The 16,803-nt window shown below is 59.5% G+C and carries 17 protein-coding genes; 13 read left to right on the top strand and 4 right to left on the bottom strand.

The window, feature by feature from the left end:
• The first annotated feature begins 50 nt into the window (after positions 1–50).
• The 12 genes from N7U68_RS06635 (at position 51) to mnhG (ending at position 12,296) form a co-directional block, all read left to right on the top strand.
• On the top strand, positions 51–1,130 hold the full coding sequence (locus N7U68_RS06635; protein ID WP_263048638.1) for an ABC transporter ATP-binding protein: 1,080 nt from the start codon (positions 51–53) through the stop codon (positions 1,128–1,130).
• The gene (locus N7U68_RS06630; RefSeq protein ID WP_263048637.1) at positions 1,127–2,464 is read left to right on the top strand and encodes an aminotransferase family protein; all 1,338 of its coding nucleotides are present in this window, start codon (positions 1,127–1,129) and stop codon (positions 2,462–2,464) included. Before N7U68_RS06635 ends, N7U68_RS06630 begins: the two co-directional genes overlap by 4 nt.
• The gene (gene kce / locus N7U68_RS06625) at positions 2,464–3,390 is read left to right on the top strand and encodes a 3,5-dioxohexanoate:acetyl-CoA acetone transferase (protein WP_263048636.1); all 927 of its coding nucleotides are present in this window, start codon (positions 2,464–2,466) and stop codon (positions 3,388–3,390) included. Before N7U68_RS06630 ends, kce begins: the two co-directional genes overlap by 1 nt.
• On the top strand, positions 3,387–3,869 hold the full coding sequence (locus N7U68_RS06620; protein ID WP_263048635.1) for a GNAT family N-acetyltransferase: 483 nt from the start codon (positions 3,387–3,389) through the stop codon (positions 3,867–3,869). The genes kce and N7U68_RS06620 overlap by 4 nt, the downstream gene beginning before the upstream one ends.
• Complete coding sequence (locus tag N7U68_RS06615) at positions 3,866–4,888, top strand: histone deacetylase family protein (RefSeq protein WP_263048634.1); 1,023 nt, start codon at positions 3,866–3,868, stop codon at positions 4,886–4,888. The genes N7U68_RS06620 and N7U68_RS06615 overlap by 4 nt, the downstream gene beginning before the upstream one ends.
• Positions 4,885–5,994 carry an NAD(P)/FAD-dependent oxidoreductase gene (locus N7U68_RS06610; RefSeq protein WP_263048633.1) on the top strand — a complete coding sequence of 370 codons (1,110 nt, stop codon included), beginning with the start codon at positions 4,885–4,887 and terminating at the stop codon, positions 5,992–5,994. Before N7U68_RS06615 ends, N7U68_RS06610 begins: the two co-directional genes overlap by 4 nt.
• A 251-nt stretch (positions 5,995–6,245) precedes the next feature.
• Positions 6,246–9,125 carry a monovalent cation/H+ antiporter subunit A gene (locus tag N7U68_RS06605; RefSeq protein WP_263048632.1) on the top strand — a complete coding sequence of 960 codons (2,880 nt, stop codon included), beginning with the start codon at positions 6,246–6,248 and terminating at the stop codon, positions 9,123–9,125.
• A 1-nt stretch (position 9,126) separates the two neighbouring features.
• On the top strand, positions 9,127–9,492 hold the full coding sequence (locus N7U68_RS06600; protein ID WP_263048631.1) for a Na+/H+ antiporter subunit C: 366 nt from the start codon (positions 9,127–9,129) through the stop codon (positions 9,490–9,492).
• Complete coding sequence (locus tag N7U68_RS06595) at positions 9,489–11,123, top strand: monovalent cation/H+ antiporter subunit D (protein ID WP_263048630.1); 1,635 nt, start codon at positions 9,489–9,491, stop codon at positions 11,121–11,123. Before N7U68_RS06600 ends, N7U68_RS06595 begins: the two co-directional genes overlap by 4 nt.
• Before the next feature lie 2 nt (positions 11,124–11,125).
• Positions 11,126–11,626, top strand: a complete 501-nt coding sequence (locus N7U68_RS06590) for a Na+/H+ antiporter subunit E (protein WP_263048629.1) — start codon at positions 11,126–11,128, stop codon at positions 11,624–11,626.
• On the top strand, positions 11,623–11,910 hold the full coding sequence (locus N7U68_RS06585; RefSeq protein ID WP_165197118.1) for a K+/H+ antiporter subunit F: 288 nt from the start codon (positions 11,623–11,625) through the stop codon (positions 11,908–11,910). The genes N7U68_RS06590 and N7U68_RS06585 overlap by 4 nt, the downstream gene beginning before the upstream one ends.
• Complete coding sequence (mnhG, locus tag N7U68_RS06580) at positions 11,907–12,296, top strand: monovalent cation/H(+) antiporter subunit G (protein WP_165197120.1); 390 nt, start codon at positions 11,907–11,909, stop codon at positions 12,294–12,296. Before N7U68_RS06585 ends, mnhG begins: the two co-directional genes overlap by 4 nt.
• Before the next feature lie 39 nt (positions 12,297–12,335).
• Here mnhG and N7U68_RS06575 read toward each other — a convergent pair whose 3' ends face one another.
• The 4 genes from N7U68_RS06575 to N7U68_RS06560 are packed head-to-tail and all read right to left on the bottom strand — an operon-like array spanning position 12,336 to position 16,163.
• The gene (locus tag N7U68_RS06575) at positions 12,336–13,250 is read right to left on the bottom strand and encodes an alpha/beta fold hydrolase (protein WP_263048628.1); all 915 of its coding nucleotides are present in this window, start codon (positions 13,248–13,250) and stop codon (positions 12,336–12,338) included.
• A gap of 14 nt (positions 13,251–13,264) precedes the next feature.
• Positions 13,265–14,287, bottom strand: a complete 1,023-nt coding sequence (locus N7U68_RS06570; RefSeq protein WP_263048627.1) for a TRAP transporter substrate-binding protein — start codon at positions 14,285–14,287, stop codon at positions 13,265–13,267.
• A 29-nt stretch (positions 14,288–14,316) separates the two neighbouring features.
• Positions 14,317–15,627 (bottom strand): TRAP transporter large permease, encoded by a 1,311-nt coding sequence (locus N7U68_RS06565; RefSeq protein WP_263048626.1) that lies wholly within the window; start codon positions 15,625–15,627, stop codon positions 14,317–14,319.
• Entirely contained in the window at positions 15,624–16,163 is a 540-nt protein-coding gene (locus N7U68_RS06560; RefSeq protein ID WP_263048625.1) for a TRAP transporter small permease subunit, read from the bottom strand. Before N7U68_RS06560 ends, N7U68_RS06565 begins: the two co-directional genes overlap by 4 nt.
• 115 nt (positions 16,164–16,278) lie before the next feature.
• Between N7U68_RS06560 and N7U68_RS06555 the strand changes: the two genes are divergently transcribed.
• Positions 16,279–16,767: a MarR family winged helix-turn-helix transcriptional regulator gene (locus N7U68_RS06555; RefSeq protein ID WP_263048624.1), complete on the top strand. Its 489-nt coding sequence runs from the start codon at positions 16,279–16,281 to the stop codon at positions 16,765–16,767.
• The last annotated feature ends 36 nt before the right edge of the window (positions 16,768–16,803 follow it).

The following is a 16,803-nucleotide window of genomic DNA, read 5'->3' as shown; positions in this document are numbered from 1 at the left end:
CGGTCCGGGGCGGGGTTTTCCGAATTCGATCCGAACAGGATACTGCCGCCATGAGTTCCGTCAGCCTTAACAATATCGTCAAACGCTTTGGCAGTTTTACTGCTGTGCACAAGGCGAATCTGGAAATTCCCGAAGGCGCGTTTGTCACGCTTCTTGGCCCGTCGGGCTGCGGCAAAACCACCAACCTGCGGATGATCGCAGGGTTGCTTGACCCCAGCGAGGGTGAAATCCTGATCGGGGGGCGGCGCGTCAACGACGTGCCAATTCATAAACGCAACCTTGGGATTGTGTTCCAGAATTATGCATTGTTCCCGCACAAGACGGTGGCGGATAATATCGCTTTTGGCCTCAAATACCGCGATGTCCCCGCCAGCGAGATACCGGGCAAGGTGCAGGCGGCGTTGGAACTGGTGCAACTGCCCGATGTGGGCCACCGTTACCCAAAAGAACTGTCGGGCGGGCAACAACAGCGGATCGCTTTGGCGCGCGCGATCGTGATCGAGCCTGATGTTCTGCTGCTGGACGAACCGCTTAGTGCGCTGGACGCCAACCTGCGCGAAGATATGCGGGTAGAGTTGAAACGCATTCAGGACCAGATCGGCGTGACCACGGTGTTTGTCACCCACGACCAGTCCGAGGCGCTGGCGATGTCCGATCATATCGTGGTGATGAGCGCGGGCCGTATAGAGCAGGTCGGCGCACCCGAAGAGGTTTACAACAACCCGGCGAGCGAGTTCGTCGCCAACTTCCTCGGCGCGTCCAACGTGCTTGACGCCGATTGCCGCGCGCTAGAGGCAGGTGGTGCGTTACTGGACACGGCTCTATTCGGTGACGTGCCATTACCGCCTGCGAAATCCGTCCGCCTCAGCGGCCCAGGCCCGGCCAAGCTGGTGCTGCGCGCGGAAAAATTGCAAGTGATGAAAGAGGGCAAGGCACCTGAAGGGATGATTACTGCGCCTGCCACGGTCGAAACCGTAGATTATCAGGGCCAGACTGTGCGCTATTTCGTGCGGGTCGGGGATACGCAACTACAGGCGCTCAACATGATCGACGATCACCCGTTTTCCCAAGGCAGCGCAGCCATAGTCGCGTTCCGCCCCAGAGACGGGTCGGCACTGGCGGTACAATGAGCCATCTATTCTATCAGGGTCGCACGCGCAAACCGGTGCTGGCGCAGGCGCGCGGCGTCTATATGTGGGACGAGGGCGGTAAGCGATATCTCGACGGATCGAGCGGCGCGATGGTTTGCAATATCGGCCACTCCAACGAGGCCGTGCTGGAAGCGATGCGCCGTCAGATGGAAAAATCAACCTTCGGGTATCGCCTGCACTTTGAAACCGAAGCGTCAGAGAGATTGGCGGCGAGAACAGTGGAAAAGACGCCGGTCGGTCTGAACAAGGTGTTTTTTGTTTCCGGCGGATCAGAGGCGGTGGAAAGTGCGATGAAGCTGGCACGCCAGCATGCTATCGCGACAGGCAGAGAGCAGCGCTGGAAAGTGATTTCGCGCAGCCCGTCCTATCACGGCTGCACCTTGGGCGCGCTGGCGGTGACGGGCTACGCAACGCTCACCCAACCCTTTGCCCCGATGATGCGGGAGATGCCGAAAATCCCTGCGCCACGCGCCTATCTCGACGGGTTGGACCCGACTGATCCGGCGACGGGTGATCACTATGCCGACATGCTGGAGGATTGCATCGCCCGCGAAGGGGCAGCCAGCGTCCTGGCCTTCCTGATGGAGCCTGTCGGCGGCGCATCCACCGGCGCGCTGGTGCCGCCGACAGGCTATATGAAACGTATCCGCCAGATATGTGACCGGCACGACATCATCCTGATCATGGATGAGGTGATGACCGGTGCGGGCCGTACCGGGGCCTTTCTGGGGGCGGACCACTGGGGTGTCACGCCGGATATTGTCGTCCTGTCCAAGGGTTTTGCCGCCGGTTACGCGCCGCTGGGGGCCATCGTCGCCAGTGATGCCATCGTCGATCCGGTGCTGGATGCAGGTGGGTTTGCGCATGGGTTCACCTATGCGGGCAATCCGCTGGCCTGTGCCGCTGGCCATGCAGTGCTGGAGGAGATTGACCGGCTGGGCCTGATCAAGAATGCCGCGCGCATGGGGGACCGGTTGCGTGCCCGCCTTGATGGATTGATGGAGCGTCACGAGATCATCGGCGACGTACGGGGCAAGGGCCTGTTGCTGGCCTTCGAATTCATGGCAGACCGGGTGAGCAAGCGACCGCTGCCCAAGGAGTACGACGCCTATCTTCGCTTTGTCGAGATTGCCTATGAAAAAGGCCTGATCGTTTACGCGCGGCGGACGCGGGACGGAGTAGAAGGAGATCACATTCTGGTCTGTCCACCCCTGACGGTGACGAATACGCATCTAGACGAAATCATCGAAGTTCTAGACCAGTCCTTGCAGCAGTTCACTGCTGAACTGCCCGCGCTAAAGGAGATGGCCTGATGTCCGTCGCGATCATTACCTGTGCGATCACCGGCTCGATCCATACGCCCTCGATGTCGCCCCATCTGCCCTACACTGCCGACCAGATTGCAGAGCAATCCATCGCTGCGGCCCAAGCGGGGGCGGCCATCCTGCATCTGCATGCGCGCGACCCCGCCAATGGCCGACCCTCTGCCGACGTTGACCATTGGCGCGCCTTCCTGCCACGTATCAAGGCGGGCACGGATGCGGTGATCAACATGACCACCGGCGGCAGTGCGGTGATGAGCCTGGACGACCGGCTGGCGGCCCCGCTGATGGCCGCACCAGAGATGTGCAGCCTGAACATGGGCAGCATGAATTTCGCGCTTTATCCAATGGCGGCCCGCAAGGGAGAATGGCGTTTCGACTGGGAGAAGCCATTTCTGGAAAACTCAGATGATCTGGTGTTCAAGAACACGCCGCGCGACATAACCCGTATCCTGACCGATCTGGGGCAGGCGCGCGGCGCGCGGTTCGAGTTCGAGTGCTATGACGTGAGCCACCTGCACATGCTGCGTCACTTCATGGATCGCGGGCTGGTCGAAGGGCCGGTGTTTCTGCAATTCGTTTTTGGCGTGTTGGGTGGGATGGGGGCAGATGCCGATAACCTGCGCCACATGAAGCACATGGCGGACAAGCTGTTAGGCGGTGATTACATGTTCTCTGTTCTTGCGGCGGGTCGACATCAGATGCCGATGGCGCAGACCGCCGCCGAAATGGGCGGGCATGTGCGGGTCGGACTGGAGGATAATCTGAGCCTTGCCAAGGGGCAACTGGCACGTTCTAACGCAGAGCTGGTGGATAAGGTGCGCGGTCTCGTTGAGCAGACGGGACGCCATCCGGCGACCCCCGCAGAGGCGCGGGCGATGCTGGCACTGAAGGGTGCAGGCAAGACGGCGATATGACGGATGTGCATTTTCGAATTGCTGGGCGCGACGATGCGGCGCAACTGAATACCGCGCTGGCCGCGCTATCGGCTGAGTTGGGGGATTGTCATCGCTCGGAGGTCGCAGACCTGATGCGGGCGATCGAAGGCACGCATCCGGCGTTTCGCGCGATTTTGGCCGAGGTGGGTACGACACTCGCTGGCGTGGCGGTCTATTCGCCGCTTTTTTCGACCTCGCGGGGGTGTGTCGTCGCATATGTATCTGATCTATGGGTCCTGACCGACCATCGCGGCACGGGGCTGGGGCAGGACATATTGCGCGCGGTCATGGACGATGCACGATCGGAATGGGATGCGCGCTGGATGAAGCTGACGGTCTATGACACCAGCCCCGCAGCGCGACGGTTCTACGAGCGGCTGGGGTTTGGTCCGGCTGAGGGAAGTACAGAAATGCATCTGGACGCGACCGGATGCACGGCACTGGGAGGCGATGTATGAAAGCGTTTTTTGATGACCGGCAATGGGCGCATGATCCGCAGAATTTCATGGCCAATGGTGCATTTTCGCCAAACCCTGAACAGCCTCGCCGAATCGAGATACTGCGCGCGGCAGCCGTAGATGCCGGTTGCGACTTTGACGCGCCGAATGATGCCGGGCTTGGCCCTATCGCGGCTGTTCATACGGCGGAATATCTGACGTTTTTACGCAATATCCACACCCGCTGGCTGCGGATCGAGGGTGCTGGCCCGGAGGTAATCCCCAACATCCACCCGGCGAACCGCTCCGATGGCTACCCAAGATCAGCTGTGGGGCAGGCCGGGTATCATCAGGCTGATACGGCCTGCCCGATCGCGGCGGGCACATGGGATGCGGCCTATTGGTCGGCACAAAGCGCAGTGGCGGGGGCTGATTGCATCGCTCGTGGCACGCGTGCGACCTATGTTCTGTCGCGCCCACCGGGGCATCATGCCTTTGCGGATCTGGCGGGCGGATTCTGTTTCCTGAATAATTCCGCCATCGCGGCAGAGCGCCTGCGCGCCGCTGGGTTGCGCCCTGCGATTGTTGATGTGGACGTGCATCACGGCAATGGCACCCAAGGTATCTTTTATACGCGCGGGGATGTTCTAACGGTGTCGATCCATGCCGATCCCGTCCGTTTCTACCCGTTTTTCTGGGGGCACGCGCAAGAACGCGGAGAAGGCGCCGGGCTGGGCGCTAACCTGAACCTGCCATTGCCACGCGGCACCGATGACAATGCATTCTTGCGCGCGCTGGATGCGTCGTTGGCTTGCGTCGACAGCTTTGGCGCGGATGTGATTGTGGTTGCGCTGGGGTTGGATGCCTCGATTGACGATCCGTTTCAGGGATTTGCGGTGACGCAGGACGGGTTTGCCCGGATTGGCGATACCTTCGCCAAAACCGGGTTGCCGGTGCTCTTTGTTCAGGAAGGGGGATATATATCGGACACGTTGGGGGCGAATCTGACGCGCACACTAGAAGGGTACGGTGCACTATGAGTTCTGCAGATGTTATCATCATCGGCGGCGGGATTGCCGGGACCAGCGCGGGGGCTGAGATCGCCGCAGATGCATCGGTTCTGTTGTTAGAGGCAGAGCCGCACCTAGGATACCATTCAACCGGGCGTTCGGCAGCGATTTTTATCCGTAACTATGGCAACGCAACTTTGCGCGCGCTCAACGCACTGGCGGTGCCGGTGTTGGAAAATCCTGCCGGTATCGCGGATGAAACACTCTTGTCGCCCCGCGGCGAATTGCTGTTGGCCTCCGAAGCCGAGATGGGCGCGCTCGAATCCTACGCTGCCGGGGCGGAGGGGCTGGATCGGTTAACCGCTGCAGAGGCGGTGGCTTTGGTGCCTATCCTGCGCGAAGATCGGATCACCGCCGCGATTTATGAAAACGACGCGCAAGGGATCGACGTAGACCGCATGCTGCAAGGCTACGCACGTCTATTGCGATCACGCGGTGGGCGGGTCGTGACTGACGCACCGGTGACGGGGCTGACCCGCTCAGGCGGGCTATGGCAGGTAACGGCGGGCAGTGATGTTCATACGGCGCCGATTGTGATCAATGCTGCCGGGGCATGGGCCGGGCAAATGGGGCAGCTGGCAGGGGCGGTCCCGATCACGCTGACACCAAAACGCCGCTCTGCCGCACTCCTGCCCGCACCGGACGGATATGAGACCGAACGATGGCCGCTCTTCGGGTCGGTCGCCGAAACGTGGTACGCAAAACCCGACGCCGGCCGCTTGATGGTCAGCCCCGCTGATGCCGACGCGGTGGAGCCGCACGACGCCTGGCCCGATGACATGGTGCTGGCCGAAGGACTGCACCGCTACGAATGCGCAGTCACGGTCCCCGTGACGCGGGTTGAACGGTCCTGGGCCGGGCTGCGCACGTTTGCACCGGATGCCACGCCCGTCGTCGGGCTCGATCGTCGCGCCGAGGGATTCTTCTGGCTCGCCGGACAGGGCGGGTATGGAGTGCAGACAGCCCCGGCACTGTCGCAGATCGCTGCGGGCCTGCTGCGCGGTGAACCGTCGGTGGGGCCGGATTTGCTGCGCGCTCTGTCACCCGAGCGTTTCGAGGGCACGGTACATCCCTGACACATATCTCGGCAACGGTGTCTGCTGGCCGGGAATATCCTGAAGTCCCGCGCGATGCCCCCGGCCCGATGTCTTGTAAATGGCACCGGGTCCACAGAATTGATGTGATCGCCCGGCTGGCAACGCTGAAAACCGGACTTTAATTGCGTTCCCAACGGTATTATGACGGTTTTTCCGGGTTTCGCTTGAGCCTGCCCCGAGTTTAGAACACAAATTGTGGAACCCATTGGCCCCTTGATCAGGAGATCGCGTTGTCCCTCTTCCTAATCGTCGCCTTGCCCTTTCTGGGCGCATTGCTCCCAGGATTGATGAATTCAGCGGGCAGGCAGGCCTGCGCAGGTGTGACCTTCATGGTGTCGTTGCTGGCTTTTGTCGGGCTTATGTCACATGTCCCCGCGATCTTTGCGGGTGACGTCATCACGGCGCGGGTGGACTGGCTGCCAACGCTTGGGCTCAATTTCACGCTGATGTTGGATGCGCTCGGATTTTTCTTTGCGTTCCTGATCCTTGGCATTGGCCTGTTGATCATCACCTATGGTCGCTTCTACCTGTCGCGCGATGACAACATGGGCGAATTCTTTACCTACCTCCTGCTCTTTCAGGGGGCGATGGTTGGTATTGTTCTTAGCGATAACATATTGCTATTATTAGTTTTCTGGGAACTGACATCGCTCTCGTCCTTTTTGCTGATCGGCTATTGGAAACATCTGCCGGAAGGGCGTCAGGGCGCACGCATGGCGCTGGCTGTAACCGGAATGGGTGGGCTGGCGATGATCGGGGGAATGTTGATCCTTGGTCAGATTGTCGGCAGTTACGATCTGAGCGTCATCTTGCAGAACCGTGACATGATTCAGGCCGATCCGCTCTATATACCCGCGTTGTTGTTGATCCTGATGGGGTGTTTCACCAAATCGGCGCAATTTCCGTTCCATTTCTGGCTGCCGCATGCGATGGCCGCGCCTACGCCGGTCAGTGCCTATCTACACTCTGCCACGATGGTCAAGGCGGGTATTTTCCTGATGGCCCGCATGTGGCCGGTGCTGTCCGGCACGCCAGAATGGGTGATGATCGTGACGACCGCCGGGCTGATCACCATGGTGCTGGGCGCGGTAATTGCCCTCTTCAAGCATGACCTGAAGGCGCTGCTGGCGTTCTCGACGGTGTCACATCTGGGGCTGATCACCATGCTGCTCGGCACAGGTACAGCATTCGGTGCGATGGCGGCGGTGTTCCATATCCTTAACCATGCGACGTTCAAGGCCGCGCTATTTATGTCGGCTGGTATCATCGACCACGAGGCACATACCCGCGATATCCGACGTCTGGGAGGGCTACGGCACCTGATGCCGGTGACATTCGTGATCGCCACGCTGGCGGCGCTGTCGATGGCGGGTATCCCGTTGCTGAACGGATTTCTGAGCAAGGAGATGATGCTCGAAGAAGCAGTGCATACGACCCTTTATGGGACGTGGTGGCTGGTGCCAGTGATGGCGACTGTCGGCTCGCTCTTTTCCGCGGCTTACTGTTTTCGCTTTATCAGCCACACGTTTCTGGGCCCCAAGCGCGACGATTACCCGTCGCATCCGCATGATCCGGGATCGGGCATGTGGCTGCCGCCTGCGATTCTGGTCGTATTGGTCGTCGTCATCGGTGTGGCACCGTTTCTGGCAGAGCCATTCGTCAAGCTGGTGACCGGTGCCGTGTTGGGCAATGCCCTACCAATGCCCACGGCGCATCTGAAAATCTGGCATGGACTGACGACGCCCCTATACATGTCGATTGTCGCGGTGGGCGGCGGTTTGATCGTTTTGGCGCTGTTCACCCCGCTTTTGCGCGGCTGGAACGCGGCCCCGCGCCCCGAGGCAAAAATCATTTTCGACCGGATTATCGCGGGTTCAGTTTGGGTCGCACGTGGCGTGGTCCGACCCCTGCATGACGGCGCCTTCACGCGCTACGGCGCCATTATGGCAGTGACCGTGCTGGCAGCGGGCTATTATGCGTGGAGCACCGGCACCGTGAGCGCACCGACGCGGACTTTGCAATCGCCGGGCGCTGTACCAATTGCAGGTTGGCTCATGCTGGTGTCGGCAACAGTCGGTATGGTGTTTCTGCACCGCAACCGATTGTTGGCGCTCATCCTGATCGCCATCGTCGGATTGATGGTGTCGATCGGCTTTGTATTCCTCAGCGCGCCGGATCTGGCGATGACCCAAATCACAGTCGAGGTGGTAACAATTATCCTGCTGCTGCTGGCGCTGAATTTCCTGCCCAACCGCACACCGGTCGAGAGCAGCCTGTTGCGGCGGACCCGCGACGGTGCGGTGGCGATAGCGGGTGGGCTGGGCGCGATGGGGCTGGCCTATCACTATCTGTTGCGGGATGCCGTATCGACGCCGATTTCCGAATTCCATCTTGCCAATTCCTATAAGGGCGGCGGAGGCACCAATGTCGTCAATGTGATCCTTGTCGACTTCCGGGGGTTTGACACGTATGGCGAGATCATCGTGCTGGGGATCGCGGCACTGCTGATCTATGCGCTGACCGAAACGCTGCTGGCCGGGCCGGTCCGGGCGCGTTTGCTGAACCGCAAACCGGATCAGGCGCGCGCAGGTGATATGCATCCGACGATGATGGTGGTGTTGACCCGCGTAATCATGCCGGTGGTTCTGATGGTCGGATTCTACATCTTCCTGCGGGGTCACAACGAACCGGGCGGCGGGTTCATTGCCGGGCTGATCGTGTCCATTGCCGTGGTGATGCAATATATGGCGAGTGGATTCAGCTGGGCGTCGGCGCGACAGCATTACCCATATCATGGCATCATCGGATCGGGTGTGCTGATCGCTGGGTTGACAGGAATGGGATCATGGTTCGTCGATAAACCCTTCCTGACATCGGACTTCACCTATGTCCGTATCCCACCTTTTGAGGAGTTCGAGTTGGCAACTGCCGCGCTGTTTGATCTGGGAGTGTTTCTGGCAGTTGTGGGCGCGGTAATGCTGTCGCTCGAAAGCTTTTCGCGCCTCGCGCGGCGTGCGCAAATGACTGAGAGCGAGCATGCTATGGATATTGACCCGTCCCGCGACGAATCAACCGCGAGCGCAGAACCCGCTGCAAGGGGGGAGGGGTAACATGGAACTTCTCGTCGCTTCTGCCATCGGCATTCTGACAGCCGCCGGGCTGTATCTGGTACTGCGTCTGCGCACATTCCCGGTGATTATGGGCATGTCGCTGCTGACTTACGCGGTAAACGTCTTTCTCTTTGCCTCGGGTCGGTTGACCGTCGGCGCGCCGCCGATCCTGCAAAAAGGGGTCGAGACCTATACCGATCCGCTGCCGCAGGCACTGGTACTGACCGCGATCGTGATCTCTTTTGGGATGACGGCGGTAATCGTGATGATCGCGCTGGGGGCCTATCTGGGGTCGGACGACGATCATGTGGATGACATCGATGAGGATGATACTTCCGGCACGTCTGTGCAGGGGGATCGGGCATGAGTCATTGGATTATTCTGCCTGTCGTCCTGCCTGCCATTCTTGCCCCGTTCATCGTGCTGGCTGCACGGTATCATATCGGTATCCAGCGTGCGGTGTCCGTCGCGGGCGTGATGTCCCTGATCGTGATCGCTGCCGGGCTGGCATGGCAAGCTTCTGACGGAACGATCACACTCTATCAGCTGAGCGATTGGGCCGCGCCTTTTGGCATTGTGCTTGTCGCTGACAGACTGTCGACGCTGATGGTGCTATTGACGGCGGTGCTGGCGCTCTTTGTGCTGCTCTACGCCATCGGATCGGGTTGGGACAATCGGGGTCGACATTTCCATGCGCTCTATCAGTTTCAGTTGATGGGGATCATGGGGGCGTTCCTGACCGGCGACCTGTTCAACCTCTTTGTATTTTTCGAAGTGCTGCTGATTGCCTCTTATGGCCTGATGATCCATGCGGGCGGCAATGTACGGCTGCGCGCAGGGGTGCAGTATGTGCTGTTTAACCTTCTTGGCTCTACGCTGTTTCTGTTTGCGCTCGGGTCGATCTACGCCGAGACAGGCACGCTCAACATGGCCGATCTGGCAGAGCGTGCGCAAATGATCGGGGCGGACTCGACGGCCGGTATCCGCATTGCGGCGGTGCTATTGTTACTGGTCTTTGCCATCAAGGCGGCGGTGGTGCCGCTGCATTTCTGGTTGCCATCAAGCTATGCCGAAGCGCCAGCACCAGTGGCGGCGCTCTTTGCGATCATGACCAAAGTGGGTGCCTATGCGATCATCCGCGTCTACACTATTGTCTTCCCTCCTGATCTGGCTGTGACGGCGGACCTGCATGGCGCATTGTTGCTGCCTGCGGCGCTGGTATCGCTGGCGATCGGGATGATCGGCGTGCTGGCAGCGCGCAAGCTGGACAGGCTCGTGGCGTTTGCCGTCATCGGGTCCATGGGTATGGTGATGGTTGCCATATCACTGTTTACCCAAGCGGGGATTGCGGCGGCGCTATACTATATAGTGCATTCGACCTTGGCGGCTGGTGCGCTGTTCCTGATAACTGATCTGGTGCGCGCGGGACGTGACAATCTTGACCTGCGGGCGCAGCCGCCCGTGTCTGGTGCGGCACTGACGGCGGCGATGTTCTTTGTTGCGGGTATTGCGATGGTTGGCGTGCCGCCGCTGTCGGGTTTCGTCGGCAAGCTGTTAATTCTCGACGCGTCGTTCGGAACGGAGTCCGTGGTCTGGGTTTGGGCAATCGTACTTGGCGCCAGCCTGATCAGTCTGGTTGGTTTTGCCCGAGCAGGCAGCACGCTCTTCTGGAAAGCCGAGAGCGTTCCATATGCCGAAGGAGTAGAGCCAGCGCCGCATCCTTCGGGCCTGTCCTATGTTGCGGTGGGTGGTCTGTTGGGGCTGTTGGTGCTGTACACGGTTTTTGCGGGCAAGGCGCATGAATACATGAGCCGTACGTCGGCCCAACTCTTTGCTCCCGGTCCTTATATTTCCAAAGTGGTCAATACACCTGGCAAGCTGACCAGACCAAAGCCCGCCAAGGTACCGAACGCGGAGGACGGGCAGGGCGACGAGAGCAGTCATGGCACCGACGCCGCCCATGATGACGGCCATACAAACGCTGAGGAAGGGCACTGAACATGATACGCGCATTTCGCTGGCTCTTTCCGCACCCATTGCTGACGCTGCTTCTGACGGCGGTCTGGACGCTGCTGCAAAACGATGTGTCTGCGGGAATGGTGGTCTTTGGCTTCATCCTTGGAATTATCATTCCGAGGTTCACGGTCGGCTGGTGGCCAGACAGACCGACGAAGATACGGGTCGGGCGGATGATGTCCTATATGGTGCTGGTGATATGGGATATCTTGATCGCCAATGTTCAGGTCGCCTGGATCGTACTGACGCGCCCCAATTCGAAACTGCGCCCGGCCTGGGTCGTGGTACCGTTGGACCTGCGTCAGCCCGAGGCAATCACGGTTTTGGCGGGCACGATAACGCTAACGCCCGGCACGGTGTCCACCGACCTGTCCAGCGATGGGCACAGCCTGCTGGTGCATACGCTGGATACGGATGATCCGGACGGGGTGCGGGACGAGATCAAACAGCGTTACGAGCGTCGTCTGAAGGAGATTTTCGTATGAGCGTTGCAGCGGATTTTATGAACGTGGCGCTGATCATCGCGTTCGTGTCGGTCGCGGTGGCTCAAATCCTGTCGATGATCCGGCTGGTGATCGGACCCAGCACCGGGGACCGTATTCTGGCATTGGATACGATGGTGGTGAATGCGATTGGGTTGATCGTACTGCTGGGTATTTCGCAGGGGACGTCGATCTATTTCGAGGTGGCCCTGATCATCGCGATGCTGGGTTTTGTTTCCACTGTCGCCTATGCGCGGTTCGTGTTGCGGGGGGATATCATCGAATGACGATTGAAACGCTGGCAATGTTCGCCATTGGAATTTGTCTACTGATAGGTGCGTTCTTCATGTTGGTGGGGGTGATCGGCCTGCTCAGGTTCAATGACTCGATGACCCGCCTGCACGCTCCGACCAAGGTTGGCACGATGGGGGTGGGCGCCTTGTTGCTGGCCTCCATTATCAACGCTTACGTGACCGACCACGGATCGGCGCATCAGATATTGATCATGGCATTCTTGTTTGTCACCGCCCCGATCTCGGCCAATTTTCTGGGCAAGGTTAACATCCATCGCGGATCGTGCGAAACGCCGCCGAAGCCACCGCAGGATGAAACTTGGGCGACGTTCGACGTACCCGAGGCGGATCGCGAGATTGCGGTGCAGCAAGACGCGTGATCGACATGCCGCTCTGACAACGAGAGCGCAGCAATGGTGTCAGACCAACGCCAAGCGCGCTAACCCTGCCTCCAGACATTCTGGCCCATGCTGGTCCATCATCAGCATATGACTGCCGCCGGGCGCTACCTCTGTTGCCGTATCAATGTAATGCGCCACCCGGCCGGTTTCTGTGATCTGCCGAATGGATCGCTGCCAGTCTTTGCGACGTTGGACCCAGTGTGGTGCCGTATTAAGATAGTCCCCTGCAAGCAGGGCAATCGGGCAGGGCAGCGCCGCATCGGGCAGCGCGGAGGGTTCGACCGCAAGGATACCGGCAACGAGGTCGGGGCGTTCGCGAGTTGCGTCGAGGCAGATTTCTCCGCCCTGACTGTGACAAACCAAGGTTGCGCACTTCAACCGATCCAGCACCGCGACAACACCCGCCACTTGCAGGTCTGAGGTGTTTAACCAGCGCGGCACCATCTGGGAACAAAATGTATCGAAATGGTCTACCGGAAATTGTTGCGCATCATGCGCGCGACGCTGGCTATAGCCTTCTGGTGCACCGATACGAAACAGGCTCCACGCTTCCTCGGCGGATCGCAGGATCGGCGCCTCGTTCCAAATACCAGCGGCAAAGCCGGAACGCCCGCGTTCAACCAGATCAACTACGTGCACCGCATAACCACGACCCAGCAACAAATGTAGCCAGCCCGGGCGACCATCGGGTGTCGTCTCCCATGTGCTGCCATGCATGCCGCCGCCGTGGACCAGTACCATGGGTGGCGCGTCGCGCATCCGCTCAGGGATGAAATATTGAACGTAGGTTTGACCCACGCGAAAACTACCGCGCGGGTCATAAGTATAGCTGGCGCTTCGGGTGAAATTCACCTCGCGCGTCGTGCCTTGCGTCACACGATGGACGTGCCCGCCCACCGTATAGCTGCCAAAATCGCGCAAGATATATGCCATCACCCGACGTCCGGTCAGTCTAGCGCAACCAGCGCCTGATATTCGCGGTACTTCTCGCCATAGGCGCGATAGCTGTCGATCACCCGCTTGAACATCTCGTCCTCTGCGGATTTTTCGGCGTAGACCTCGTCGGCGGCGTTACGCAGGGCGTCCACGACGCTGTCGGGGAACCGTGCAACGTTCACGCCGTTGTCGCGAAACTCTTGCAGGATTTCGCTCTGTGCCCCAGCGGCCACGCCCAGCGTGTAGAGGTTGATATCGTTGCATCCGACTTCGATCGCGGTACGCTGGGCATCGGTTAGCGCGTCCCATTTACCCTTGTTCATATAGAACTCGATAAAGCCCGCAGGTTGGTGCCAGCCGGGAAAATAGTAATTCTTGGCAACCTTGTCGAAGCCCAGCAGCTTGTCCACCAGAGGAAAGCTGAGCTCGGTCGCGTCCAGACGTCCGGTTTCCAGCGATGTTGAAATCTCGCCCACGGGCAGGGACATGGCGTTCGCGCCCAGTTTGGACAGAATATCGCCACCCAGACCACCGATGCGGATGTTCAGTCCTTGCAGGTCCGCCGGAGTTTCGATGGCTTTGGTGTACCAGCCTCCAGCCTCTGACAGGATTACACCACAGGCCATCGGCACCAGATCATAAGGGGCATAGATCTCGCGCCATAGCTCCAGACCGCCGCCGTGGTTCAGCCAAGAGATATATTGCAATGGTTCACCGCCAAAGGGCACAGAGCCAAAGAGGGCTGCGGCCGGTTCCTTGCCGCTGGCATAGGCGGCAAATGACCACGCAGCGTCGATAGCTCCGACGCTGACATTGTCGAAAATCTCGAACGCAGGAGACAACTCTCCTGCGCCCAGATGCTTGAACTCTACCGCGCCATCGGTCAGCGCGGCGACATTGGCCACGAAACGGTCTGCTGCCGCGCCTAGCACCGGGAGCGTTTTGCCAAATGCGCTTTGCAGGTTATAGCTTTCTGCCGTAACGGGCAGCGCAAGTGTGCAGGCGGCGAGTGCCGCGATTGTCGTCTTGATCATGTGGTATCCTCCCATTTGGTGTTTATTCGTCAAAATCCGATGATCAGGCCGGGCATGGCCATCAGCAGGCCCATGGCCAACAGTTGCAGCCCGATAAAGGGCAGTACACCGCGATAAATCTGACCCGTGCTGACGCGGTCGCCGACGGCGCCCCGCACATAAAACAGTGCAAATCCAAAAGGTGGCGTCAGGAATGAGGTTTGTAGGTTTACCGCAACCAGGATGCCGAACCAGATCAACAGATCCTGCCCCGCCAGCCCATTGCCAAAGTCTAGTCCGGCGATGACAGGCGCAAAGATCGGGATCAGGATCAGAGTGATCTCCAGCCAGTCGAGGAAGAACCCGAGTATGAAAATCGCCGCCATCACCACGGCCATCACCGCCCAGGGGCTGGTGCCGAAGCTACCCAGACCCGACTGGATCATTTCATCTCCACCGACGCCGCGAAAAACGGCAGCAAAACAAGTCGCGCCGATGATCACCAGAGCGACCATTGCGGTCGTCGTGACAGTGTCGCGGGCCGCGTCCATCAACATGGACAGGCTGAACCGGCGGTAAATCAGCGTGACGATGACCGCGCCGAATGCGCCCAGCCCGCTTGCCTCGGTTGGGGTCGCCAGCCCGCCGATGATCGAGCCGAGTACACAGATGATCAAAACCACCAATGGCGCGACGTCGATCAGCAACGCGGCGATACCGTTGCGCCCATCCGATGCCGTCGGTTGCCGGGGCAGACCTCGTGCGCGCCACAGAACGTAGGCACCGTACAGCGCGACCAGCAATAGCCCCGGCCCGATGGCCCCTGCGAACATCGCAGGCACGGATGTTTGCAATTGGTCGCCCAGCACGATCAGCATCACAGACGGGGGCACAAGGATTGACATGGTGCCCGAGGCGGCAACCAGACCGGCGCTGGTCGGCGTGTCGAACCCGGCCTCCTGCATCCGGGGCAGCGCCAGCAGCGACAGCAGCACCACAGATGCGCCCACGACCCCGGATGACGCAGCGAGCAACAAACCGACGACCAGAACTGAAATTCCCATACCGGCAGGGGTGCCGCCCAGTGCCCGCTGAGCACCTTTGAGAGAGCGTTCCGCAACGCCGGATTTTTCCAAGATCAATCCCATGAAAATGAACATTGGGATCGCCACAAAGAGCCAGTTTGACAGGACATTGGCGTAGATCCGGCTGACAATGAGCTTGAAAAAGGCGGTCGGCAGATCTGACACGAGGATAAAGAGCGCGGCGGTGCCCGCCAGTACCAATGCCACGCGGTAGCCCAGAACAATACCCAGCATCGTCAGGGCAGCCATCGCCATAGGCAGGGCAAATTCGGTCATGTTGCGCGGTTTCCCCGGATCAAGCGTCCGGTTTCCCACACGATTGCGACAGCCAAGAGGCCAAGGCCAACGGGCAGCACCAGCTTGATGATCCACAGATCATCCAGCCCACCATTGCGCGAGCCTTCGCCGGAACGATAGGCGCGCATTGCGAAATCCCACGCTGCAGGCAGAGCCATGACAAAGAAGGGCAGGGCAAAGACCACGTGGCCAACCCCGTCGATGCCACGGCGTGCATTTGGCCCAAGACGATCATAGAGGAAATCCACGCGTACGTGGGTGTCACGGATCAGGACGGCGCCAGACGGCACGAGGCAGATCAGCGCAAAGAGATGCCATTGCAGATCAAGTAGTGAATTCAGAGTGATCCCCTTGCCGAAAAAGCCAACGCGGTTTTCAAACGATATCAGTGGGTTTATGTCAAAAAAGCTGCACGCAACTTGAAGAACCACGCAGAGCATCAGTGCAATCACAAGCACGGCCAATGCGTTCAGCATTGTGTCGCCCAGTGATTTCATCCCCGTTCCGGCTGGCATTGTGACTCTCCCCTGTCGGCAATGACCGTAAATCAAATTAGCTCCGAATGGAACAAAATTATTTCCATATGGAGCTAATTTAAGGCATAGTCGAACCTGACATCTGGGAGAAACCATGAAACTGATTGATATCTTGGGCGAGACAGCGATCCCCATCGGCTATCGCATGGCTTTTCTGACCAACTTCATGCGCGAGCCGTTGCTGCGCCGCATGGAGCGCGAGTACGGGTTGATACGGCCTGAATGGACAGTGCTGATCTGTCTGGTTTATCGCGAGGGGTTGAGTTCCAGCGATGTATGCGAGGTAACTGAACAACCCTCGAACACGATCAGCCGCGCGGTGTCATCTCTGCTGGCCAAGGGGATGATCAGCCGACGGGGGGATACCCGCGATGGGCGGCGCAAGCTGCTGTTTCTGGAGCCAGCAGGGCGGGCGCAATACGACGCCGTGATGACGTGGTTCGTCGAGGCCGAGACACATCTGACCGCTTCGCTGAGCGTTCAAGAGCGTGATCTGTTGGAAAAGCTGTTGGACCGGATGGGGCGTGACGTGCCGCGCTGGCAGCAATTGCCGCCCTACAAGGAAGAAAACCGGCGCGGCTGATGTCCAGCCCCTACGACTGGCCTGCATGGCGACAGA

The organism is Roseovarius pelagicus, from assembly GCF_025639885.1.
Lineage (GTDB): Bacteria > Pseudomonadota > Alphaproteobacteria > Rhodobacterales > Rhodobacteraceae > Roseovarius > Roseovarius pelagicus.
The sequence above is the reverse complement of the archived record's forward strand: the minus strand, read 5'-3'. Positions and strand labels throughout refer to the sequence as shown.

Bases quoted from the DNA above. Each gene is read 5' to 3' on its own strand.
- N7U68_RS06595 (WP_263048630.1), top strand. From the start codon at position 9,489: ATGAGTCATTGGATTATTCTGCCTGTCGTCCTGCCTGCCATTCTTGCC.
- mnhG (WP_165197120.1), top strand. From the start codon at position 11,907: ATGACGATTGAAACGCTGGCAATGTTCGCCATTGGAATTTGTCTACTG.
- N7U68_RS06635 (WP_263048638.1), top strand. From the start codon at position 51: ATGAGTTCCGTCAGCCTTAACAATATCGTCAAACGCTTTGGCAGTTTT.
- kce (WP_263048636.1), top strand. From the start codon at position 2,464: ATGTCCGTCGCGATCATTACCTGTGCGATCACCGGCTCGATCCATACG.
- N7U68_RS06630 (WP_263048637.1), top strand. From the start codon at position 1,127: ATGAGCCATCTATTCTATCAGGGTCGCACGCGCAAACCGGTGCTGGCG.
- N7U68_RS06610 (WP_263048633.1), top strand. From the start codon at position 4,885: ATGAGTTCTGCAGATGTTATCATCATCGGCGGCGGGATTGCCGGGACC.
- N7U68_RS06615 (WP_263048634.1), top strand. From the start codon at position 3,866: ATGAAAGCGTTTTTTGATGACCGGCAATGGGCGCATGATCCGCAGAAT.
- N7U68_RS06590 (WP_263048629.1), top strand. From the start codon at position 11,126: ATGATACGCGCATTTCGCTGGCTCTTTCCGCACCCATTGCTGACGCTG.
- N7U68_RS06585 (WP_165197118.1), top strand. From the start codon at position 11,623: ATGAGCGTTGCAGCGGATTTTATGAACGTGGCGCTGATCATCGCGTTC.
- N7U68_RS06575 (WP_263048628.1), bottom strand. From the start codon at position 13,250: ATGGCATATATCTTGCGCGATTTTGGCAGCTATACGGTGGGCGGGCAC.
- N7U68_RS06560 (WP_263048625.1), bottom strand. From the start codon at position 16,163: ATGCCAGCCGGAACGGGGATGAAATCACTGGGCGACACAATGCTGAAC.
- N7U68_RS06570 (WP_263048627.1), bottom strand. From the start codon at position 14,287: ATGATCAAGACGACAATCGCGGCACTCGCCGCCTGCACACTTGCGCTG.
- N7U68_RS06600 (WP_263048631.1), top strand. From the start codon at position 9,127: ATGGAACTTCTCGTCGCTTCTGCCATCGGCATTCTGACAGCCGCCGGG.
- N7U68_RS06555 (WP_263048624.1), top strand. From the start codon at position 16,279: ATGAAACTGATTGATATCTTGGGCGAGACAGCGATCCCCATCGGCTAT.
- N7U68_RS06620 (WP_263048635.1), top strand. From the start codon at position 3,387: ATGACGGATGTGCATTTTCGAATTGCTGGGCGCGACGATGCGGCGCAA.
- N7U68_RS06565 (WP_263048626.1), bottom strand. From the start codon at position 15,627: ATGACCGAATTTGCCCTGCCTATGGCGATGGCTGCCCTGACGATGCTG.